At 71.3% G+C, this 21,035-nt stretch carries 18 protein-coding genes; 10 read left to right on the top strand and 8 right to left on the bottom strand.

Annotated elements, in window-relative coordinates; genetic code table 11:
- Positions 1 to 37 precede the first annotated feature (37 nt).
- The 7 genes from AB3M34_RS17935 (at position 38) to AB3M34_RS17905 (ending at position 8,787) form a co-directional block, all read left to right on the top strand.
- Entirely contained in the window at positions 38 to 1,300 is a 1,263-nt protein-coding gene (locus tag AB3M34_RS17935; protein WP_370616002.1) for an ABC transporter permease, read from the top strand.
- The gene (locus tag AB3M34_RS17930) at positions 1,297 to 1,695 is read left to right on the top strand and encodes a cytidine deaminase (protein ID WP_370616000.1); all 399 of its coding nucleotides are present in this window, start codon (positions 1,297 to 1,299) and stop codon (positions 1,693 to 1,695) included. The genes AB3M34_RS17935 and AB3M34_RS17930 overlap by 4 nt, the downstream gene beginning before the upstream one ends.
- Positions 1,696 to 1,717: 22 nt before the next feature.
- Entirely contained in the window at positions 1,718 to 2,932 is a 1,215-nt protein-coding gene (locus AB3M34_RS17925; protein WP_370615998.1) for a cytochrome P450, read from the top strand.
- Entirely contained in the window at positions 2,929 to 4,218 is a 1,290-nt protein-coding gene (locus AB3M34_RS17920; protein ID WP_370615996.1) for a thymidine phosphorylase, read from the top strand. Before AB3M34_RS17925 ends, AB3M34_RS17920 begins: the two co-directional genes overlap by 4 nt.
- Positions 4,219 to 4,317: 99 nt before the next feature.
- Positions 4,318 to 5,385 (top strand): adenosine deaminase, encoded by a 1,068-nt coding sequence (locus tag AB3M34_RS17915; RefSeq protein ID WP_370615994.1) that lies wholly within the window; start codon positions 4,318 to 4,320, stop codon positions 5,383 to 5,385.
- 78 nt (positions 5,386 to 5,463) lie between these two features.
- Positions 5,464 to 7,077 (top strand): substrate-binding domain-containing protein, encoded by a 1,614-nt coding sequence (locus AB3M34_RS17910; RefSeq protein WP_370615992.1) that lies wholly within the window; start codon positions 5,464 to 5,466, stop codon positions 7,075 to 7,077.
- Between the two features lie 87 nt (positions 7,078 to 7,164).
- Entirely contained in the window at positions 7,165 to 8,787 is a 1,623-nt protein-coding gene (locus AB3M34_RS17905) for a substrate-binding domain-containing protein (protein ID WP_370615990.1), read from the top strand.
- A gap of 12 nt (positions 8,788 to 8,799) precedes the next feature.
- Here the strand turns inward: AB3M34_RS17905 and AB3M34_RS17900 are convergent, their stop codons facing one another.
- From AB3M34_RS17900 to deoC, 4 genes are read right to left on the bottom strand one after another with little or no spacing between them, the layout of a single operon-like run.
- The gene (locus AB3M34_RS17900) at positions 8,800 to 9,435 is read right to left on the bottom strand and encodes an ATP-binding protein (protein ID WP_370615988.1); all 636 of its coding nucleotides are present in this window, start codon (positions 9,433 to 9,435) and stop codon (positions 8,800 to 8,802) included.
- A complete protein-coding gene (locus AB3M34_RS17895) occupies positions 9,432 to 10,292 on the bottom strand; it encodes an aldehyde dehydrogenase family protein (RefSeq protein WP_370615986.1) in 861 nt (286 codons plus the stop codon). Before AB3M34_RS17895 ends, AB3M34_RS17900 begins: the two co-directional genes overlap by 4 nt.
- Positions 10,289 to 11,755 (bottom strand): aldehyde dehydrogenase family protein, encoded by a 1,467-nt coding sequence (locus tag AB3M34_RS17890; RefSeq protein ID WP_370615985.1) that lies wholly within the window; start codon positions 11,753 to 11,755, stop codon positions 10,289 to 10,291. The genes AB3M34_RS17895 and AB3M34_RS17890 overlap by 4 nt, the downstream gene beginning before the upstream one ends.
- A gap of 11 nt (positions 11,756 to 11,766) precedes the next feature.
- The gene (gene deoC / locus AB3M34_RS17885) at positions 11,767 to 12,717 is read right to left on the bottom strand and encodes a deoxyribose-phosphate aldolase (RefSeq protein ID WP_370615983.1); all 951 of its coding nucleotides are present in this window, start codon (positions 12,715 to 12,717) and stop codon (positions 11,767 to 11,769) included.
- A 58-nt stretch (positions 12,718 to 12,775) separates the two neighbouring features.
- Between deoC and AB3M34_RS17880 the strand changes: the two genes are divergently transcribed.
- Complete coding sequence (locus tag AB3M34_RS17880) at positions 12,776 to 13,612, top strand: universal stress protein (protein WP_370615981.1); 837 nt, start codon at positions 12,776 to 12,778, stop codon at positions 13,610 to 13,612.
- A gap of 314 nt (positions 13,613 to 13,926) precedes the next feature.
- Positions 13,927 to 14,955 carry a glycoside hydrolase family 25 protein gene (locus AB3M34_RS17875; RefSeq protein WP_370615979.1) on the top strand — a complete coding sequence of 343 codons (1,029 nt, stop codon included), beginning with the start codon at positions 13,927 to 13,929 and terminating at the stop codon, positions 14,953 to 14,955.
- A 109-nt stretch (positions 14,956 to 15,064) separates the two neighbouring features.
- On the opposite strand, the gene AB3M34_RS17870 is transcribed toward AB3M34_RS17875, so the two are convergent.
- Genes AB3M34_RS17870 through AB3M34_RS17855 form a run of 4 tightly spaced genes read right to left on the bottom strand, consistent with a single transcriptional unit; the run spans position 15,065 to position 20,316 of the window.
- Positions 15,065 to 17,125: an alkaline phosphatase family protein gene (locus AB3M34_RS17870; RefSeq protein WP_370615978.1), complete on the bottom strand. Its 2,061-nt coding sequence runs from the start codon at positions 17,123 to 17,125 to the stop codon at positions 15,065 to 15,067.
- A 4-nt stretch (positions 17,126 to 17,129) separates the two neighbouring features.
- Positions 17,130 to 18,752: a phospho-sugar mutase gene (locus AB3M34_RS17865; RefSeq protein ID WP_370615976.1), complete on the bottom strand. Its 1,623-nt coding sequence runs from the start codon at positions 18,750 to 18,752 to the stop codon at positions 17,130 to 17,132.
- Positions 18,749 to 19,543 carry an NAD-dependent epimerase/dehydratase family protein gene (locus tag AB3M34_RS17860; RefSeq protein ID WP_370615974.1) on the bottom strand — a complete coding sequence of 265 codons (795 nt, stop codon included), beginning with the start codon at positions 19,541 to 19,543 and terminating at the stop codon, positions 18,749 to 18,751. Before AB3M34_RS17860 ends, AB3M34_RS17865 begins: the two co-directional genes overlap by 4 nt.
- Positions 19,543 to 20,316, bottom strand: coding sequence for a purine-nucleoside phosphorylase (locus AB3M34_RS17855; protein WP_370620046.1), 774 nt, complete (start codon positions 20,314 to 20,316; stop codon positions 19,543 to 19,545). The genes AB3M34_RS17860 and AB3M34_RS17855 overlap by 1 nt, the downstream gene beginning before the upstream one ends.
- A gap of 91 nt (positions 20,317 to 20,407) precedes the next feature.
- On the opposite strand from AB3M34_RS17855, the gene AB3M34_RS17850 reads away from it, so the two are divergent.
- The gene (locus AB3M34_RS17850; RefSeq protein ID WP_370615973.1) at positions 20,408 to 20,998 is read left to right on the top strand and encodes a TetR/AcrR family transcriptional regulator; all 591 of its coding nucleotides are present in this window, start codon (positions 20,408 to 20,410) and stop codon (positions 20,996 to 20,998) included.
- The last annotated feature ends 37 nt before the right edge of the window (positions 20,999 to 21,035 follow it).

The following is a 21,035-nucleotide window of genomic DNA, read 5'->3' as shown; positions in this document are numbered from 1 at the left end:
GCGAGGCACCGCAGTGCTCAGGCAAGGAGGAGATCGCATGAGCACCGTGGTCCCCGAAGCCACCATGCCTCCGCCCCCGTCGGCACCGACCGCGGCGGCCGGCCGGTCGTACCGCTGGCTGCTCGTCACGCTCGGCTTCCTCGCGCTCGTCTCGTCGGTCCGTGTGATCAGCGGCGCCAACGAGATCGACTCGGTCGGCACGATCCAGGCCGCCCTCATCGCGACCTGTCCGATCCTGCTCGCCGCGCTCGGCGGCGTCTGGGCCGAGCGTGCGGGCATCGTCAACATCGGGCTCGAGGGCCAGATGATCCTCGGCACGTGGGGCGCGGCCTACTTCACGTACTACTACGGTCCGTGGGTCGGGCTCATGGGCGCCGCCCTGCTCGGCGCGGTCGGCGGCATCCTCCACGCGATCGCCACCGTCACCTTCGGTGTCGACCACATCGTGTCCGGTGTCGCGCTCAACATCATCGGCGCCGGCGCGGTCGCGTTCCTCGCCGAGGCATACTTCCGTGACCTCGACGGCGGCGGCATCAAGCAGCTCACGGGGTTGGAGACGCCACCGCGGGTCGACATCCCGTGGCTGGGAGAGGCCGCCTCGGACCTGGCCGACAAGCACTGGTTCATGATCTCCGACTTCGCGGCCCTGATCGCGGCGCTCACCAACAACATCTCGATCATGGTCTACTTCGTCGCCGCCCTCGTGGTCTTCACCGCGTGGGTGCTGTGGCGGACGACCTTCGGTCTGCGCCTGCGCTCGTGCGGCGAGAACCCGCAGGCGGCGGAGACGCTCGGCGTCAACGTCTACTTCTTCAAGTACGTCGCCGTCATCGTCTCCGGCGTGTTCGCGGGCCTCGGCGGCTACATGCTCGTGCTGGTGTCCTCGAGCGGGTTCGTGACCGGACAGACCGGTGGCCGCGGCTACATCGGCCTTGCCGCGATGATCTTCGGCAACTGGCGTCCGTTCGGCGCAGCAGGTGCCGCCACGATGTTCGGCTACACCGACGCGATGCAGCTGCGCAACGCCGCCGCCGTCCATGCACTGCTGCTGCTCGTCGCTGCGCTGCTGATCATCTTCACGGTGCTGCGGCTGCGGCAGGGTGACCGCAAGAACGCCATCCTCTTCGCGGTGGTCGGTGTGGCGTTCCTCGCCTGGTACCTGCTGAGTGACGAGGTGCCGCGCGAGTTCGCCGGCATGACGCCGTACGTCGCCACGCTGCTGGTCCTGGCGCTGGGGACGCAACGCCTCCGGATGCCTGCCGCGGACGGCAAGCCGTACCGCAAGGGCGAGGCCGGATGAGCGAGGTCGACTGGGACGCGCTCCAGGCCGAGGCGGTCGCCGTGATGCGGCGCGCCTACGCCCCGTACTCGCGCTACCGCGTCGGTGCGGCCGGGCTGGTGGACGACGGTCGCGTCGTGGTGGGGTGCAACGTCGAGAACGCCGCGTACGGCGTGGGTCTGTGCGCGGAGTGCGGCATGGTCTCCGCACTGCACGCGACCGGCGGTGGCCGTCTCGTCGCGGTCGTGTGCGTCGACGGCGACGGCAGCCCGGTGATGCCGTGCGGCCGGTGCCGTCAGGTCCTGTGGGAGAACGGCGGTGCGGCGATGCGCCTCAAGGGGCCCCGCGGCGTCCTCACGATGTCCGAGGTGCTCCCGTACGCCTTCGACGACGGCGACCTCGCGACGCAGGCCTGAGGCCACGGGCGATGATGGGGACGTGAACACCACCCACGTCGACCTGAGTGATCCCGGGTTCGTCTCCGATCCCTACCCCGTCCTCGCCGAGCTCCGTGCGGCCGGCCCCGTGCTGTGGCACGAGCCGAGCCGACGGTGGCTCGCCACGACCCACGACGCTGTCAGCCAGACGCTGCGCAACCGGCGTCTGGGGCGCATCTGGGAGGACTGGGAGCCGACCGCGGAGATGGAGCCGTTCAACGCGCTGCACCGCAACCAGATGATGGAGAACGAGCCGCCCGCGCACACGCGGCTGCGTCGGCTGGTGGCCGGCGCGTTCGGTCGCGGCCACGTCGAGCGGATGCGCCCGCGCGTGGAGGCTCTGACCGCGCGGCTGCTCGACGGGCTCAGAGGCACGACGGACATCCTCGGCGAGTACGCCGAGCCGCTGCCGGTGTACGTGATCTGCGACCTGCTGGGCGTCCCCGGTGACGACCACGCGCAGCTGCGCGCGTGGTCGCAGTCGATCGTGCACATGTACGAGGAGGGCGTCGACGACGCGACCAAGCACGATGCGATCGCCGGCAGCGTCGAGTTCAGCGCGTACGTCGCCGAGCTGGTGAACGAGCGGAAGGCGGAGATGGCGCGGGGCATCCGTGGCGAGGACCTGCTGTCCGACCTGATCGCCGAGCGCGACACCGGGTCCGGCGGTGCCGGACGCCTGAGCGAGGACGAGCTCGTCGCCACCGTGGTGCTGCTCCTCAACGCGGGCCACGAGGCGTCGGTCAACGTGTTCGGCAACGGCCTGCACGCGCTCCTGTCCCATCCCGACCAGCGTGACCGGGTGCTCGCGGGGGAGGTCTCGGTGCCCACAGCGCTCGAGGAGCTGATCCGTTACGACGCGCCGCTGCAGCTGTTCGAGCGCACCGCGACGGCCGACGTCGAGGTCGCGGGGACGACCGTGAGCGCCGGCCAGAAGGTGGCGTGCCTGATGGGCTCGGCCAACCGCGACGGCGCCGTGTTCGCCGACGCCGACCGATTCGACGTCTCCCGCGACCCGAACCCGCACGTCGGTTTCGGGATGGGTCTGCACTTCTGCCTCGGCGCACCCCTCGCACGCATGGAGCTCGACATCACGCTCACACGGCTGCTCGAGCGCTTCCCGCGGCTCGAGCTCACGGGAGTCGCGCCGCGGCGTCCGACGTGGGTCCTGCGCGGGTTCGACGCGGTCCAGGTGGATCTAGGGGAGGCAGCATGACGGCGGCACGCCACGACGCGGTCGAGGTGATCGCAGCGAAGAGGGACGGGCACGTCCTCAGCGACTCGCAGATCGACTGGGTGGTCGACGGGTTCACCTCCGGGGAGGTGGCCGACGTCCAGATGGCCTCGCTCGCGATGGCGATCGTCCTCAACGGCATGGAGTTCGCCGAGATCGCCCGCTGGACCGATGCGATGATCCGCAGCGGCGAACGCATGGACTTCTCCGGCCTCTCGTGGCCGACGTCGGACAAGCACTCCACCGGAGGGGTGGGGGACAAGATCACGCTGCCGCTCGCGCCGCTGGTCGCCGCCTGCGGCGTCGCCGTACCCCAGCTCTCGGGCCGCGGGCTCGGTCACACGGGTGGCACGCTCGACAAGCTCGAGTCGATCCCGGGGTGGCGCGCCGATCTCACGAACGACGAGATGCTCGCGCAGCTCGAGGACGTGGGTGCGGTGATCTGCGCGGCGGGAGCGGGCCTCGCGCCGGCCGACAAGAAGCTGTACGCGCTGCGCGACGTGACGGGCACCGTGGAGTCGATCCCGTTGATCGCCAGCTCGATCATGAGCAAGAAGATCGCCGAGGGGACCGGCTCGCTCGTGCTCGACGTGAAGGTCGGCTCGGGGGCGTTCATGAAGGACCTCGACAAGGCGCGTGAGCTCGCCCGGACGATGGTCGCGCTCGGCAACGCCGCGGGGGTCGACACGCGCGCGCTCGTCACCGACATGTCCACGCCGCTCGGGATGACGGCGGGCAACGCCGTCGAGGTCGCGGAGTCCGTCGAGGTGCTCGCGGGCGGTGGACCGGCCGACGTCGTCGAGCTCACCGTGGCGCTGGCGCGGGAGATGCTGTCGGCGGCCGGCCGCGAGGACCAGGACCCTGCCGACGTCCTCGCGTCGGGTCGCGCGATGGACGTGTGGCGTCGCATGATCGCTGCTCAGGGCGGCGACCCCGACGCGGAGCTGCCGGTCGCTCGAGAGACGTCCGTCGTGACGGCCGACCGTGACGGCTACGTCGCACGGGTCGACGCGATGGCGGTCGGGCTCGCCGCGTGGCGGCTCGGTGCGGGACGTTCGCGACCGGGGGAGGCCGTCCAGGCCACCGCCGGCGTCACGCTGCACGCGCGACCGGGCGACGCCGTACGCGCGGGCCAGCCGTTGATGACGCTCCAGACGGAGACGCCGGAGCGCTTCGAGCGCGCGCTGGCTGCGCTCGATGGCGGGTACGACGTCACGGACACCGAGCCGTCCGTGCCGTCCTCGCCCGTGCTGGAGCGCATCGTCTGACCGCCCGTCCCCGATTTGTGCACTTCTACAAGGAACTTGCCGCCTGATTCCTTGTCGGAGGGCACAAATCGCGGACGTGGCTCGCACTAGGCTGATCCGATGCTGACCGCCGAACAGATCGCCCGCGTCCCGAAGGTTCTCCTGCACGACCACCTCGACGGTGGCGTGCGGCCGCAGACGGTCGCCGAGATCGCGTCGCGCACCGGCCACCAGCTGCCCGTCGACGACGCGTCGGAGCTCGGCCGGTGGTTCGCCGACTCGGCGACGTCCGGCAGCCTGGTGCGCTACCTCGAGACGTTCGAGCACACGGTCGGTGTGATGCAGACGCGCGAGGACCTCGAGCGTGTCGCGCGCGAGTGCGTCGAGGACCTGGCGGACGACGGCGTGCTCTACGCCGAGGTGCGGTGGGCCCCCGAGCAGCACCTCCGCGAGGGCCTCAGCCTCTCCGAGACCGTCGACGCAGTCCGTGAAGGGTTCGAGCAGGGGGTCGCCGAGGCGGCGAGGCGCGGCAAGGTCATCCACCCCCGCCAGATCCTCACCGCCATGCGGCACCAGGCGCGCTCGTTCGAGATCGCCGAGCTCGCCGTGGCCTACCGTGACCGCGGCGTCGTCGGCTTCGACATCGCCGGGGCGGAGGCCGGCTACCCTCCGACCCGGCACCTCGACGCCTTCGAGTACCTGCAGCGCGAGAACGCCCACTTCACCATCCATGCGGGCGAGGCGTTCGGACTGCCCTCGATCTGGCAGGCGATCCAGTGGTGCGGCGCCGACCGGCTCGGCCACGGTGTCCGCATCATCGATGACATCGACACGACCGACGGCGATGCACCACGCCTCGGTCGGCTCGCCGCGTACGTGCGGGACAAGCGCATCCCGCTCGAGCTGTGCCCGTCGTCCAACGTGCAGACCGGAGCAGCCGCGTCGATCGCCGAGCACCCCATCGGCACGCTCGCAGCGCTGGGCTTCCGCGTGACCGTGAACACCGACAACCGACTGATGAGCCAGACGTCGATGACGCGCGAGATGGGCCTTCTCGTGGACGCCTTCGGGTACGACCTCGAGGACCTGCGGTGGTTCACCGTGAACGCGATGAAGAGCGCTTTTCTGCCCTTCGACGAGCGACTCGCACTCATCCAAGATGCGATCAAGCCGGGTTATGCTATATAGCGCTTACTGGACACCCGTCCCACTCTGCTACCTTGTGCGCAGTCGTGTGTGAAGCATGCCACGAACGAGGGAGATTGAATGGGCGGGCGTCATGCCGTGGCCAAGGAGTCCGATACCGGCCGAAAGTGGCAGTACGGCATCGGACTCGTGGTCATTGCCACCATCCTGACCGGGGTGTTCGTCCTCAGGGACGAGGACACCCCGGCTGCTGCGTCGTGCTCGACGACGCACCAGATCACTGTCGCTGCGGCGCCTGAGATCGCCTCGGTCGTGGAGGACGCGGCCGCTCGTGTCGGTGACGACGCGTGCGCCAGCTACACGGTCGAGTCCCAGGCTCCCGCGCTCGTCGCGCAGTCGCTCGCCATCGGCGAGGAGCAGCCCGACCTCTGGATCCCCGACTCTTCGCTGTGGATCATCCGCGTGAAGGGTCAGCAGGCCGAGGGTGCGCAGGGTCCGGCGACGATCGCCGGGTCCGTCGCCACCTCGCCGGTGGTGCTCGCGCTGCCCAAGGAAGGCGCCGAACCGCCCGCGACATGGCTCGAAGCGATGTCGGGCACCAACTTCACCGCCGGTGACGCGCTGGCGTCGACGCCGGCTGCGGTGCCGCTGCTCGCGGCGCAGGCGGAGGTCGCCAAGGGCATCAGCAACGCAGACCAGGTCGGCGCCGCGATGGTGACGATCGCGCAGCGGCAGACCGTCTCGGCGCCGAAGGCGAACCCGGTCGAGCTCCTCGCCGACGTCGCCAAGGCCGGCGGCAGCACCGTCGTCAGCGAGCAGGTCTTCAACGCGGCGCCGCAGGCCAGCGCCGCGTTCGCCGAGGTCGTGCCGCGGACCGGCAGCATCATGCTCGACTACCCGTTGGCGGCGGTGTCGACGAACCCCGGAAACGAGCGGGCAGGCGAGGCGCTGGCCGACTCGCTCGGTTCGGCCGACGGTGTCGCCTCGCTGGCGGCAGCGGGCTTCCGTACGCCGTCGGGCGAGCCGCTGCCCGAAGGAGCGGGTGTCGGGGCGTTCACGCCGATCGTGCTCGACGACATGAAGCTGGTCGGTCTGACCCTGCGCAAGTGGTCGGTCGTCGCTCTCCCCGCTCAGATGCTCTCCGTGATCGACGTGTCCGGCTCCATGGAGGCGCAGGCCGGCGACTCGACGCGCATGGGGTTGACAGTCGAGGCGGCCCTGACCGGTCTGTCGTTGATGCCCGACTCGTGGGCCGTCGGCGCGTGGGCGTTCTCCCACCAGCTCGACGGTGAGCAGGACTGGCGCAAGATGGCGCCGATCCGCAAGCTCGGCGCGGTCACCGACGGCGTCAAGCACCGTGACGTGGTCGTCCAGAAGACGCGCGAGTACCCCACCCTCGTCGGCGGCGGGACCGGCCTCTACGATACGACGCTCGCGGCGTGGCGGACGGTGCAGGCTCAGTACGACCCGAAGGCGATCAACTCGGTCGTGATCATGACCGACGGCAAGAACGAGGACTCCAACAGCCTCACCTTGTCGGAGCTCCTCGCCACGCTGCAGCGCGAGCGCGACCCGGCACGACCCGTGATCATCGTCGCGATCGGCATCACAGAGGACGCCGACGCGGATGCGCTCGAAAAGATCGCCAAGGCCACGGGCGGCTCGTCCTACATCGCCCGTGAGCCCGACGAGATCCCGACCGTGTTCGTCAAGGCACTGGAGTCGCGCGGCTAGTCGCTCGCCAGGACGCGCCGCCCGCCCGGGCGGCGCGTCCGTGCGAGATGACGCCACCGACGCCACCACCACGCAAGGAGCCAGGCAATGGGCGGGCGACACGCCGGGGATAAGGACCCGAGTGGTCGCGGGGGAATCACAGCTTTCGGGGTCGGGATCGTCGTGCTCGCGGCGGTGCTCGCCCTCGTTCTCGTCGTTCGTGACGACGAGAACTCCGCCTCGGCGGACTGCACGGACGGCGATCCCTTCGTGGTCGCCGTCGCTCCGGAGATCGAGCCGATCGTCGCGGAGGCGGCCGCACGCGCGGGTGACGAGCAGTGCTTCTCGTACGACGTGGTCGGCGAGGCGCCCGCGCTGACTGCCCAGGCGGTCACGATCGGTGACGACAGCGCCGACCTGTGGGTTCCGGACTCGTCGGTGTGGCTCTCGCGGGTCAGCACCCAGCTCGTCGACGGCGCCCCGGAGCCCCGCACGATCGTGCGCTCGGTGGCCTCGTCGCCCGTGGTCGTCGTCTGGCCCAAGGACTCCGGAGAGGCTCCCAAGACGTGGCTCGCCCTGCTCACGCACCCGTCCTTCACCGCCGGTGATCCCCTTGCGAGCGCGACCGCCGCGGCGCCGCTCCTCGCCGCGTACGCCGAGGCCGCACGCGGAGTGACCCCGACGGCGTTCTCCACCGTCAGCGCCGCGCAGGTGACGCTCGCCCAGCGCCAGGCCGGCAACCCGCCTCCGGTCGAGCCCACCGCCCTGCTGACCGCCGTCGCCGCCGCGCGCGGCAGCACCGTCGTGAGCGAGCAGGCCTTCAACGCCGCGGGTCCCGTGTCCGAGGGCTTCGACCCGGTGGTGCCCGAGTCAGGCAGCCTCGGTCTCGGCTACCCGCTCGCCTCGATCACCGACCGACCGGCGATCTCGAGGGCCGCGTCGGCGCTCGGCGACGCGCTGATGACGCCCGAGGCGGTCGAGGCGTTCGCCGACGCCGGCTTCCGGGCGCCTCTCGGAGACCCGCTCGACACCGGCCGTACGGTCGGAGCCATCGAGCCGATGGCGATCAAGGACCCGAAGGTCGTCGCGGACACGATCCGGCGCTGGTCGCTCATCGCGATGCCCGGCCGCACCCTCGCGGTCGTCGACGTCTCGAAGCCGATGGGCGGACGCGTCGGCGGCTCGACCAAGATGGCGCTCACGGTCCAGGCTGCGCTCAAGGGGCTCGGCCTGATGCCCAACTCGTGGTCGCTCGGGTCCTGGGCCTTCGCCTCCAAGGCGGGCAGCAAGAAGGACTGGACGGAGCTCGCTGCGATCCGGCGTCTCGACTCGCCGGACCGCGCAGGCACCCACCGCGCGCGCATCGTGGGCGCGACCAGCCGGCTGACCAAGCAGGTCGGCGGCAAGACGAGCCTGTACGACACCACGCTGGCCGCGTACCGCGCGGTGCAGGCCTCCTACGACCCGAAGGCCGTCAACTCGGTCATCATCCTGACCGGCGGGCGCAACGTCGACCCGGGCAGCATCAGCGAGGCGAAGCTCCTCGAGACACTGAAGCGGGAGCGTGACCCCGCCCGGCCGGTGGTGGTGATCGCGATCGGCGTCACGAAGGACGCCGACGCCTTCACGCTCCAGAAGATCGCTCAGGCGACCGGCGGTCAGGTGTACCTCGCGCGGGAGCCCGACGAGATCGTGGACGTGTTCATCAACGCCCTGCAGGCGCGCTACTGAGCGGTGGCGCCGTCAGACGTCGCGCGGCCTGCGGTCTCGGGTGGCAGCGACGACCACGGCGACGTGGCGTTCAGCACGGCGGGGCGTCATCGGCCGGCAGCCGTGCTCGACCGCCTCGGCGACCACGGCCGGCTCCTCGCGCATGAGGTGCCAGCCGCGCCGCAGCAGCACCGGCAGCGGCTTGCGCTTCTCACGCAGGTCGCGCACCAGCCGCAGGACGAACGTCACCATTCGGTGGTGCCGGACGCAGATCGCGTCGGCGAGCAGACCGCGGCGGGCGAGCTCCGCGACCACGGCGTGCGCGAACAACCCCTCGGCGGCGACGGTCGTCGCATCGCCGAGCGTCAGCGTGCGCGTCCCCGTACGTCGGCTCGACGCGATGTCGTAGACGGGCACGTCCACGGTCCCCGTCGTGCACAGCTGCTCGAGCGCGTCGCAGGCGGCGAGCATGTCCCAGGATCCGACGTCGTCCCAGTCGACGATCTCGGTGTCTCCGAAGACCGTCATCGGCAGAGCGGGGTCGTCGCCGTCACGGTAGAAGTCGTCGAGCCGGACCACCGGCAGGCCGCTGCGTTCGGCGACGCGCGACTTCCCGGAGCCCGAGGGGCCGGTGAGGACGACGACGCCGCTGGAGGATGCCCTGCTCACACGCCGACGGGGTGCCAGACGGTCTTCGTCTCGAGGAAGGCCGACATGCGGGAGATCGACGGGTCGGCCGTCCAGTCCGGGTCGCTCGGGCGAAGGACCCGCTTGAGGTTGACCGCAGCCTCCGCCTCGAGGTCCGCGGCGACCGCCGGGTCGTCGACCCCGGTCAGGTCCAGCGCGTTGACGTCGAGGTGGCCGGCGAGCCAGGGGCCGAGCTCGGCGGAGTCGCCGGTCAGCACGTTCACCACACCGCCCGGGAGATCGGAGGTCGCCAGGACCTCGGACAGCGTGATCGCCGGCAGCGGGCGGTCGTACGAGGTGACGACGACGACGGTGTTGCCGGAGACGATCGCCGGCGCGACGACGCTGACCAGCCCGAGGAGGCTGTCGTCGGACGGCGCCACGACGGCCACGACGCCGGTCGGCTCGGGGGAGGACAGGTTGAAGAACGGTCCGGCGACCTGGTTGGCGTTGCCGGTGACCTGAGCGAGCTTGTCGGCCCATCCTGCGTACCAGACCCACCGGTCGATCGCCGCGTCGACGACCTTGCTCGCCTGCACCTTGGTGAGGCCCTCCGCGGCGACGACGTCGGCGGTGAACTGGTCGTGGCGTCCCTCGATCATCTCCGCGACCCGGTAGAGGATCTGACCGCGGTTGTACGGCGTGCGTCCGCTCCACCCGCCGAACGCCTTGCGGGCAGCGCCGACCGCGTCACGCGCGTCCTTGCGCGACGCCTTGGCGGCGTTCGCGAGGAACCGTCCGGCAGTGTCGACGACCTCGTAGGTGTGCCCCGACTCCGAGCGGGGGAACGCCCCGCCGATGTAGAGCTTGTACGTCTTGCGCACGTCGAGCCGGCTCATGTGGTCTCACCCTCCTGCAGGTACGCCGCAAGCCCCTGCTTGCCGCCCTCGCGACCGTAGCCGGACTCCTTGTAGCCGCCGAACGGCGACGCCGGGTCGAACTTGTTGAACGTGTTGGCCCAGACGACGCCGGCGCGGAGCCGGTCGGCCATCGCGAGGATGCGCGAGCCCTTCTCGGTCCAGACTCCGGCCGACAGGCCGTACGGGGTGTTGTTGGCCTTCGCGACGGCCTCGTCCGGCGTCCGGAACGTCAGCACCGAGAGCACGGGGCCGAAGATCTCCTCGCGGGCGATGCGGTGCGCCTGCGTGACCCCGGTGAACACGGTCGGGGCGTACCAGAACCCCGAGCTGGGCAGCTCGCACGGCGGTGACCAGCGTTCGGCCCCCTCGGCGTCGCCGACCTCCGCGAGCTCGGTGATGCGCTGGAGCTGCTCGCGCGAGTTGATCGCCCCGATGTCGGTGTTCTTGTCGAGCGGGTCGCCGACCCGCAGCGTCGCCATCCGTCGCTTGAGCCGCTCCATGACCTCGTCGAAGACGTTCTCCTGGACCAGCAGTCGCGACCCTGCGCAGCAGACGTGTCCCTGGTTGAAGAAGATGCCCGACACGATGCCTTCGATCGCCTGGTCCATCGGCGCGTCGTCGAAGACGATGTTGGCGGCCTTGCCACCGAGCTCGAGGGTCAGTCGCTTCTCGGTGCCGGCGACCGCTCGGGCGATGCTGCGCCCGACGTCGGTGGAGCCGGTGAACGCGACCTTGTCGACGTCGGGGTGCGACACGAGCGCCTGGCCCGTGTCGCCGGCGCCGGTCACGATGTTGACGACTCCCGGCGGAAGGTCGGCCTGCTGGCAGATCTCGGCGAACAGCAGCGCGGTGAGCGGCGTGGTCTCGGCGGGCTTGAGGACGACCGTGTTGCCGGCGGCAAGCGCCGGTGCGATCTTCCAGCTGAGCATCAGCAGCGGGAAGTTCCAGGGGATCACCTGGGCGGCGACGCCGAGCGGGCGCGGGTTGGACCCGGCGCCGGCGTACGACAGCTTGTCGGCCCATCCGGCGTAGTAGAAGAACCACTGCGACACCAGCGGCACGTCGACGTCGCGCGACTCCTTGATCGGCTTGCCGTTATCGAGCGACTCCAGCACCGCCAGCTCGCGGCTGCGCTCGGCGATGATGCGGGCGATGCGGTAGAGGTACTTGGCGCGCTCTCGGCCCGGCATCCGCGACCAGCCGCGGAACGCACGACGGGCTGCGGCCACCGCGAGGTCGACGTCGGCCGGCGTCGCCTCGGTGACCTCGGCCAGCACCTCCTCGGTCGCCGGGTTGACCGTCTTGAACGTGCCGCCATCGGTGCCTTCGGTGAACGCACCGTCGATGAACAGCCCGTACGACGGCTCGAGGTCGACGATCGAGCGGGACTCCGGCGCCGGAGCGTACTCGAGAGGCGTCGGGGGAACTGCGTGGTCAGCCATCTCTCTCCCTCTCAGTCGATCGTCACGTAGTCGGGGCCGGAGTAGCGACCGGTCTCGAACTTCTGCCGCTGCATCAGCAGGTCGTTGAGGAGGCTCGACGCCCCGAACCGGAACCAGGTCGGCGTCATCCAGTCGAGACCCGCGGTCTCGTTGACGGTGACGAGGTACTTGATGGCGTCCTTGGTGGTGCGGATGCCTCCGGCGGGCTTCACGCCGACCTGACGGCCGGTGGCGTCGCGGTAATCGCGGACGGCCTCGAGCATGAGCAGCGTGACCGGGAGAGTCGCCGCGGGGGAGACCTTGCCGGTGCTGGTCTTGATGAAGTCGGCACCCGCCAGCATCGCGAGCCAGGAGGCGCGGCGCACCGCGTCGTACGTCGCGAGCTCACCGGTCTCGAGGATCACCTTGAGGTGGGCGTGCGTCCCGTCACCGCGCTCGCAGGCGGCACGGACGGCGACGATCTCCTCGGCGACCTTCAGCAGGTCACCGGCGAGGAACGCGCCGCGGTCGATGACCATGTCGATCTCGCTCGCACCGGCGGCGACGGCGTACTCGGTGTCGGTGATCTTGACGTCCAGCGGTGCTCGGCCGGAGGGGAACGCGGTGGCGACGCTGGCGACCCCGACCGGCGCGGCCCCGAGCGCGGCGCGGGCGGTGGCGACGAGGTCCGGGTAGACGCACACCGCCGCGACCTGCGGGCAGGTCGGGTCGGACGGGTCGGGACGCAGGGCCTTCGCGGCGAGCGAGCGGACCTTGCCGGGAGTGTCGGCGCCCTCGAGCGTCGTGAGGTCGACCATGGAGATCGCGAGGTCGATCGCGGTGCGCTTGGCGCCCTTCTTGATCGATCGGGTCGAGAGTGCGGCGGCGCGCGCCTCGAGGCCGACCTGGTCGACCCCAGGGAGGTCGCGGAGGACGGCCAGGACGTCGGCGGCGCTGCCGAGGCCTGTGGTTGTCGTGGTCACCCGCCCAGTCTAGGTCCGCTGTTCGTCATCGCCCTCCTCGTGCGGGCATGCTGGGGGCATGACTGATGAAACAGCACCTGTCCTGGTCGGCATCGACGGTTCTGACGACAGCATCCGCGCGCTGCACTGGGCGGCGCGGTACGCCAGGACGACGGGCACCCGGCTGCTGGGGCTGGCCGTCGTGCCGGACGACATCGCCTCGTCCGACGCGGCCGACGACGTGGAGACGAGCCTGGTCGCGGAAGCGCGGCGCATCCTGGAGGCTGACGGCACGGTCGACTTCGAGATCGAGGTGCGCAACGGCAAGCCTGCCGAGCAGCTGTCGCGCTCCTCTGCGGGGGCGAGGGCCGTCGTGATGGGGAGCCGCGGTCACGGGACGATCGCCGACCTCGTGGTCGGGTCGGTCAGCCAGCACGTCTCGCGTCACGCAGCGTGCCCGGTTGTCGTCGTCCGCGAGCAGGAACGGGCCGACGCCACCCGCGTCGTGGTCGGCACCGACGGCTCGGAGGAGAGTCGCCCGGCCCTCGAGTGGGCGTTCGCCTACGCCGAGGCGGCGGGTGTCGAGCTGCGTGTGGTGTACGGATTCCGTACGTCCGCGTCCAGCCCGGCGACGCTCTCGGGCTACATCCCGACGACCGTGGGGGACGAGATCGCCACGGCCGAGGAGCTGCTCGCCGAGATCGTGGCGCCGTACGCGACCCGTCATCCCGCGGTGGCGGTGCGTCAGGACGCGGTGCCCGTGCCGGCGTCCGTCGCGCTCGCCGACGCTTCGGCCGAGGCGGCGCTCGTGGTCGTGGGGTCACGAGGACGTGGCGCGTTCGAGGGCATGCTGCTCGGCTCGGTGAGCCAGCGCCTGCTGCACCGGGCGGGCTGCAGCGTCGCCGTCGTGCGCTGACGCCCCCTGGCGAGACCGGGCGTCGTCGTCGAGCTCCCGACCGCGACGTCCGGTCCTCTCTTTTCTATCGGTGTCCGATTTGTGTGCATATGTACAGTCGTCCAAAAGGAGAAACGGCCGAGCTTGGCCGAACGCGATGCCGTAGCGGCCGCGGGGTGACGACCATCCGCTCCTGACCACCCGGCGCAATCCTGCGCTGGTGATCCGTACGCCGTGACCCCCGGGGCGTACGAGCACCCACGATTCAGCCGAGCTTGAGCCCGGCCGCTTCGGCGTGCTCTCCGGAGGTCGTGGACTCCCAGGAGCAGACCCCCATGGCAACACCCGTTCTCGCCCTCGCAGCACGCCGCGCGCTCGTGGCCCTGCTCGTGCTCGGTGCCGCGCTCGTCGCAGCATCGATCGCGCACCCTGCATCCGCCTCCGCTGCGCCGGCTGCCGCCTCGCGCGTCCCCGCCGGGATCGCCGACCAGCACCGGGAGGGTGCCGTCCGCGGCATCGACGTCTCGGGCCACCAGCACCCCCGCGATCGCGCCATCAACTTCGCGAAGGTGCGCCGTGCCGGCTTCACGTACGCGTTCATCAAGGCCACCGAAGGTCGCGGCTTCGTCAACGAGTGGGCCACGGCCGACGGACGCGCCAGCGCCCGTGCCGGTCTGGCCACCGGCTTCTACCACTTCGCGCGGCCCTCCTCGTCGGCGCGCCAGCAGGCCCAGCACTTCGTCCGCGAGGTGCGTCGTACCGGTGTGCGCTCGCCGATGCTCGTGCTTGATCTCGAGACGACCGACGGTCGCTCGCGTGCCCACCTGCGCGCCTGGTCGCGCACCTGGCTCGTGACCGTGGAGCGAGCGACCGGCGAACGCCCGATCCTCTACACCGGTCCCGGGTTCTGGAAGGGCTCCGTCGCGGGGTCCACGGCATTCTCGAAGTACCCGCTCTGGGTCGCGCACTACGAGACGAAGCACCCGACCGTGCCCGCGCCGTGGCGTGGCTACGCGATCTGGCAGCACTCCGACTCGGGGCGCGTCGCCGGTGTGCCGGGTCGCGTCGACGTGAACGTCGCACCGCGGGCCGTGGCGGAGCGGCTCGCGCCGCCGCACTCGGCGCTGGCCCGCGTCGCTGCCGCCCGCGCGACGAAGGCCGCGACTGCGCGCTCGGACGACGCGTCGGTGAGTCGCGGAGGAGAACGCCCGGCGGCTGGGGCGGCGACGTCCGACAAGGCGGCCAAGGAGAGGTCGGCCGTTCGTTCGAAGGAGGCCGAGCTGCGTCCTGCCGAGCGGACGCCCGGACTCATGGACCGCTTCGGGTTCGGCCACGGGTTCTCGATCGGCTCGATGGTCCGCTGAGTCGCGCCTCTCGTCCCCGATTTGTGCGCTAAACCATGGATCTGCACCCGAAAAGCGTGAACAAGTGCCCAAATCGCGGACGAGACGGGGCGGGGCGGGACGCGAGTGCTCAGGCGCCGAGCTCGTCCCGCCAACCGCGCAGCACCCGGTGCAGCGCATCGGCGCCGAGGATCTCGGTGGGTGGCGCGGCGAGATCGGCAGGCGCGACCAGCACCGCTCGGTCCTGCCAGCCGCCGAGCCCGCCGTGGCTGCCGACCAGCTCCTCGAAGGCATGGACCGTGCCCGTCGCCTCGTCGCAGGCGCTGATGACGTAGAGGTCGGGAGCCATCGTGCGCTCGGCAGCCGGGAGCAACCGGTCGCGCGCACCCTCGCCGTACGCGGCGAGCGGATCGCAGTCGCCCACGACGGCGCCCGTACGCAGCGAGTGGATGCCGTCCGGACCGATCGCCACCGGGCCCTCGTTGACGGTCATCACGACCACGCACCCGATCGTCGGGTTGTTGACAAGGCCGGGTACGAGGCGGGGCCAGCGTTCGTCGATCTCGTGCAGGAGGAGCCTGTGGTCCGTGCGAGCGTGGACCAGCCCGAGATTTCCCGAGGCGAGGACGATGAGTTCGCTGTCCGTCGTGCCTTCGGAGCTGCGTGCGGCGGCACCGCCAGGGCCGTCGGTCTGGGCGCCGCGTGCGGTGTCCGTGCCGGCACGCGTCCGCTGGTCGAGGCGCGCGGCCGTCCGCCGGGCGGTGCCTGAGCCCGCGCCGGACCCGGCCATGTCCTCAGCGAGCGCTCGAAGCCGTGAGTAGTCCTCCCCGGTCGTCTGCACCGCCTCCACAGATCCCGAGGTGAGGGTGGCCACCGCGTCGGCGAGCGTCGCACCGTCGAGCTGGAGGAACGTGTCGCCCTGGGACTGGCCGTGGTCGCTGACAACGGCGATCCGATAGCGCCGTGGGGCTGACTCCGCGACGGTCTCGAGCGTGGCCAGCACGCCGTCGAGCGCCTCGAGCGCAGCCAGCGACTCGCGCCGGAAGACTCCCGCGTGGTGCGCCACCTCGTCGTAGTCGACGTAGTCCACGTACACGATCGGGGTGCCCCGCAGCATCTCCTGCGCGACCACGGCGGTCGACAGGTCGCGGATGACGCCGTTGGTCACCGCGCGCATGAGGGCGAACACCCAGTCGCGGGGCACCCGTGGACGCAGGTCGCGACGGACCTGGCGTGCCGACTGGGCGCGCTCGCGGACGATCTCGCCGATCGCGCGGAACAGGCTGCGCGCGAAGCCGTCGGGCCGCAGGACGAACCAACCGACCGCCTCGCGGGTGATCGTCGTGCCGCGGCCGGTGCGCAGCCGCGACATCACCATCGCGGTGCGTTCGGCGCCGCCGCTGAAGAGGTTGGAGACCGAGACCCCACCTCCGGACAACAGCCCTGGTCCTTCGGCCCGCTGCTCGATGATGGCGGCGTCCGCGGGATGGTTCGCCGTCAGGACGCGTCCGAGCTCGCGGTCGTACCAGCGGAAGGCCGGGACGCGTTCGACGGTCCCGTGGAGGATCCCGAGCTGGCTCGCCGGCGTCGTGCACGGCACGGTCGGGCGCCACTCGTGCAGGGTGTGCGAGCCTCCACGGAGCCAACGGTCGAGCGTTGGGGTGTTGCCCGCGGCGAGCGCCCAGGTCAGGACGGGGAAGGGGACGCCGTCGAGCTGGACGATCAGAAGACCGTCGGTCATCTCGCCGTCCGGACTCTGCCGGGACCGACGGCCACGGCGTGCCAGGGACACCGCGAAGCCCTCGTCGGTGCCCGCGGCCCCGAGCCAGGCGAGCACCGATCCGACGAGGGCGGCGAGCCACGCGGCCACGACCGGCGCCCACCACGACTCGACCTCCACCGCGGGGACGACCGCGAGCGCGACACCGACGACGAGTGCCTGTCCGACGACGGCGAGCGCGATCACCGCGAGCCACCCGACCCGGGCGGCGACTGCCACGAGCAGCGGATGGAGGACCAGGCCGACGACTCCGATGACCGCGGCAGCGAGCGGCGCCGCCCACCAGGTCGTGAAACGGAGCTCGTCGAGCAGCACGTCGACGAGCAGGAGGGTGAGCGTGCCGGCCACCCACGCGACAAGGAGCCGGCCGACGTCCCCCCAACGGAGGCGGTAGCTCCTCGGCGCGTTCATGGGGTCACACCTCCAGAGCGACAGAGAGGTCGGTGCGGATGGCGTCCAACCGCGCGGCACCGGCGATCCGGGCGGCCTCGACCCCGTCCGCGGTGGGGACGACGACCTCCAGGTAGCACTTGAGCTTGGGCTCGGTGCCCGACGGCCGCACCACGACGCGCGCTCCTTCCTGGAGCACGAACCGGAGTCCGTCCGTCGGCGGGAGCACGTCGGAACCCTGCTCGAGGTCGTCCACGCACTCCACGGCGAAGCCGCCGAGCTGCGCGGGTGGATCCTGCCGCAGTCGTGTCATCGCCGAGCTGATGAGTGCGAGGTCGTCGACCCGGACCGACAGCTGGGCGGTCGCATGAAGGCCGTGCCGCTGCGCGATCTCGTCCAGTCGGTCGACCAGCGAGCGCCCTTCGGCGCGCAGCGACGCCGCGAGCTCCAGCACGCGGAGCATCGCCGTGATGCCGTCCTTGTCGCGGGCGATCGAGGGAGCCACCGCGTAACCGAGCGCCTCTTCGTACCCGTAGGCGAGCCCCGGGACGCGGCCGATCCACTTGAATCCGGTCAAGGTCTCGGCGTACGGCTGCCCGTACGCCGCAGCGAGCCGGCCGAGCAGCGACGACGACACGATCGTCGTCGCGTACGTGCCGGTGACGCCGAGCCTCAGGAGGTGGTCTGCGAGGAGCACACCGACCTCGTCACCGGACAGCTGGTGCCATCCGGCGGGGGTGGGCACCGCGACCGCGCACCGGTCGGCGTCGGGGTCGTTGGCGATCGCCACGTCGGCACCGACCCGCTCGGCGAGCGCCAGCAGCAGGTCGGTGGCGCCGGGCTCCTCGGGGTTGGGGAACGCCACCGTCGGGAAGTCCGGGTCGGGTTCGGCCTGCTCGGTCACGACGTGCAGCGGTGCGAACCCGGCCGCGACGACGGCGCGCTCGGCGGTCTCGCACCCGACGCCGTGCATCGGCGTGTACGCGACGACGAGGTCACGCGGTCCGGTGCCGACGACGACGGCCGCCGCTGCGGCGACGTACGCGTCACGGACCTCCTCGCCGAGGACCTCGTACGCCGGGTCGCGAGGCAGCTGGTCCACCGGGCCGACAGCGCCGATCGCGGCGGCGATGTCGGCGTCGGCGGGCGGGACGATCTGGCTGCCGTCGCCGAGGTAGACCTTGTAGCCGTTGTCCTGCGGCGGGTTGTGCGACGCCGTCACCATGACGCCCGCGTCCGCCCCGAGGTGCTGGATGGCGAACGCCAGCACAGGCGTGGCGAGCGCCTCCGGCAGCAGCAGGGCACGCACCCCGGCCGCCTGAGCGACCTCGCACGTGTCGCGGGCGAAGATCGCGGAGTTGTAGCGCGCGTCGTAGCCGACGACCAGGGTCGGGGTGACGCCGTCGGCGCGGCTCGTGAGGTACGCGGCGAGACCGGCCGCAGCCTGGGCGACGACGACACGGTTCATGCGGGTCGGACCGGCGCCGAGCGGCCCGCGGAGTCCGGCCGTACCGAAGACCAGACGCCCGGCGAAGCGCTCGGCGAGCGCGGCGTCGTTCCCGGCGGCGAGCAACGCCTCGAGCTCTGCGCGCGTCTGGGGGTCGGGGTCCTGGACGATCCACGCACGTGCCTGCTCCGCGGGAGTCATCGCATCGCCTTCCTGAGCGGCTCGACGGCGTACGGCCCGCCGACGTACGCGCCCTCGGCCTCGTCGTCCTCGTGGTCGGGGATGCGTGCCGCGTACGCCTCGGCGTCGTCACGGGGCTGGTAGCCGAGCCGGCGCCCGGGCTCCATGTCCCACCAGCCCTGCGTGTTGGCGGAGATGCCGTAGACGGCGGTGAACCCGTCCACGGGTCCGGTCACCGCCGCCTCGACGAGACGGACCGCGTCTCCGTACGACAACCAGGTCGAGAGGTGACGGCGGGTCGCGGGCTCCGGCAGGAACGAGCCGATCCGGAGCGCGACCGCAGCGATGCCGTGTGCGTCGGCGTACAGGCTCAGAAGGCCCTCGGCCGCGACCTTGCCCACCCCGTAGAACGTGTCCGGGCGAGGGCGTACGTCGGTGGTGAGCCGGTCGGTGCGGGGAGTGCGCCCGACCGCGTGGTTGCTGCTCGCGTACACGATCCGGTCGACGCCCTGAGCGACCATCGCATCGAGGACCGTCGCCGTCGTGTGCACGTGCGAGACCAGGGCCTCCGGCAGGCTCGACTCCTCGGGGATGCCGGCGAGGTGCACGACCGCCTCGACGCCCTCGACCGCGTGGGCCACCGTGATCGGGTCGGTCACGTCACCGATGAACGCACCGAGAGGGAGCAGCGCCGAGAGGCCCGGGTCCGGCTGCAGCACGTCGATGCCGCGCAGGATGTGGCCGCTCGCGTAGAGACCCGAGACCACCGTGCGACCGATGGCCCCCGACGATCCCGTGACGAGGATCCGCATCAGATCCGGCCGACCACGCTGGCGAGCAGGCGCCCCATCGACTCCGCCGACGCGGCGCCGGCCGCGAGGACCTCCTCGTGGTCCAGCGGTTCGCCGGTGATCCCGGCGGCGAGGTTGGTGACGAGCGAGATGCCGAGGACCTCGAGCCCGGCGGCGCGTGCTGCGATCGCCTCGAGCGTCGTCGACATGCCCACGAGGTCACCGCCGATCGCGCGGATCATGCCGATCTCGGCCGGGGTCTCGTAGTGGGGACCGGGGAGCTGGACGTAGACACCCTCGGCCAAGGTCGGGTCGGCCTCGAGGCACAGCGCCCGCAGGCGTGCTGCGTACAGGTCGGTGAGGTCCACGAACGTCGCGCCGTGCAGGGGCGAGGTCGCGGTCAGGTTGATGTGGTCGCTGATCAGCACCGGGGTGCCGGGCGTCCACTCGGACCGCAGGCCGCCGCACGCGTTGGTGAGGACGACGGCTCGACACCCCGCGGCAGCGGCGGTGCGTACGCCGTGGGCGACGGCGTCGACGCCGTGCCCCTCGTACAGGTGCGTCCGGCCGAGGAACACCAACACGCGGGTGTCGCCGACGCGTACCGAGCGGACCGTCCCGCCGTGACCCGCGACCGACGGTGCGACGAAGCCCGGGAGGTCGGTGGTCGGCAGCTCGTGCTCCGGGGTCCCGAGCACGTCGGCAGCGGGCTTCCAGCCCGATCCCATGACGAGCGCGACATCGTGGTCTCCGCCGGTGCGGTCACGCAGGACCGTGGCGGCGGCATCGGCCATCTCGCCGGGCGAACGAGGCTGGGGCGTTTCGGTTGCGACACTCACGACGGCACACTAACGCAGCGAGCCGTCTACGCCGTATCTTGTTCGGGTGCCGAAGATCATCGGAGACAGCCTCGCAGAGCACCGCGCCGAGACGCGGCGCCGCCTGCTGGCCGCCTTCGGCGACCTGCTGACCGAGCGCGGCTACGACGCGGTCCGCCTCGCCGACGTCGCGACGCGAGCCGACATCGGCCGCACGGCGATCTACAACCACTTCGCGGACAAGGAGGCGGTGCTGCTCGCGTTCGCGATGGACGAGACGCAGCGCTACGTCGATGCGATCCGTGAGGCGCTCTCCGAGGTCGACGGTCCGGTCGAGCGGCTCCAGACGTACGTCCGGATGCACGTGGCGCTCTCGCGGGAGATGCACATGGGGCTGGGGCCGCAGCTCTACTCGCTGCTGTCGCGCGACGCCCTCCTGCACATGCGCGAGCACGTGATCGTCGTCGAGAGCCTGCTCCGCGACGTCCTCGAGGACGGCATGAGCCAGGGCGCGTTCGTGGTCGACGACCTGCGGGCGACCACCGCGCTCGTGCTCGCGTGCCTCCAGAGCCGCCAGGTGACGCATCCCGAGGCGTCCGAGCGTGACAACGCGGTGGCGGTCACCGAGCGATTCGTGCTCCGCGCCGTCGGTGCCTGAGGCGCGACCCGACGAAAGAACCCGACGTCCCTCCCCT

The organism is Mumia sp. Pv4-285 (assembly GCF_041320275.1).
Classification (GTDB): Bacteria; Actinomycetota; Actinomycetes; order Propionibacteriales; family Nocardioidaceae; genus Mumia; species Mumia qirimensis.
This window is presented reverse-complemented; position numbering and strand designations above follow the sequence as displayed.

Bases quoted from the DNA above. Each gene is read 5' to 3' on its own strand.
- AB3M34_RS17865 (WP_370615976.1), bottom strand. From the start codon at position 18,752: ATGACTCCCGCGGAGCAGGCACGTGCGTGGATCGTCCAGGACCCCGAC.
- AB3M34_RS17895 (WP_370615986.1), bottom strand. From the start codon at position 10,292: ATGAGCCGGCTCGACGTGCGCAAGACGTACAAGCTCTACATCGGCGGG.
- AB3M34_RS17910 (WP_370615992.1), top strand. From the start codon at position 5,464: ATGGGCGGGCGTCATGCCGTGGCCAAGGAGTCCGATACCGGCCGAAAG.
- AB3M34_RS17860 (WP_370615974.1), bottom strand. From the start codon at position 19,543: ATGCGGATCCTCGTCACGGGATCGTCGGGGGCCATCGGTCGCACGGTG.
- AB3M34_RS17890 (WP_370615985.1), bottom strand. From the start codon at position 11,755: ATGGCTGACCACGCAGTTCCCCCGACGCCTCTCGAGTACGCTCCGGCG.
- AB3M34_RS17855 (WP_370620046.1), bottom strand. From the start codon at position 20,316: ATGGCCGATGCCGCCGCCACGGTCCTGCGTGACCGCACCGGCGGAGAC.
- AB3M34_RS17920 (WP_370615996.1), top strand. From the start codon at position 2,929: ATGACGGCGGCACGCCACGACGCGGTCGAGGTGATCGCAGCGAAGAGG.
- AB3M34_RS17875 (WP_370615979.1), top strand. From the start codon at position 13,927: ATGGCAACACCCGTTCTCGCCCTCGCAGCACGCCGCGCGCTCGTGGCC.
- AB3M34_RS17870 (WP_370615978.1), bottom strand. From the start codon at position 17,125: ATGAACGCGCCGAGGAGCTACCGCCTCCGTTGGGGGGACGTCGGCCGG.
- AB3M34_RS17935 (WP_370616002.1), top strand. From the start codon at position 38: ATGAGCACCGTGGTCCCCGAAGCCACCATGCCTCCGCCCCCGTCGGCA.
- AB3M34_RS17915 (WP_370615994.1), top strand. From the start codon at position 4,318: ATGCTGACCGCCGAACAGATCGCCCGCGTCCCGAAGGTTCTCCTGCAC.
- AB3M34_RS17880 (WP_370615981.1), top strand. From the start codon at position 12,776: ATGACTGATGAAACAGCACCTGTCCTGGTCGGCATCGACGGTTCTGAC.
- AB3M34_RS17930 (WP_370616000.1), top strand. From the start codon at position 1,297: ATGAGCGAGGTCGACTGGGACGCGCTCCAGGCCGAGGCGGTCGCCGTG.
- AB3M34_RS17905 (WP_370615990.1), top strand. From the start codon at position 7,165: ATGGGCGGGCGACACGCCGGGGATAAGGACCCGAGTGGTCGCGGGGGA.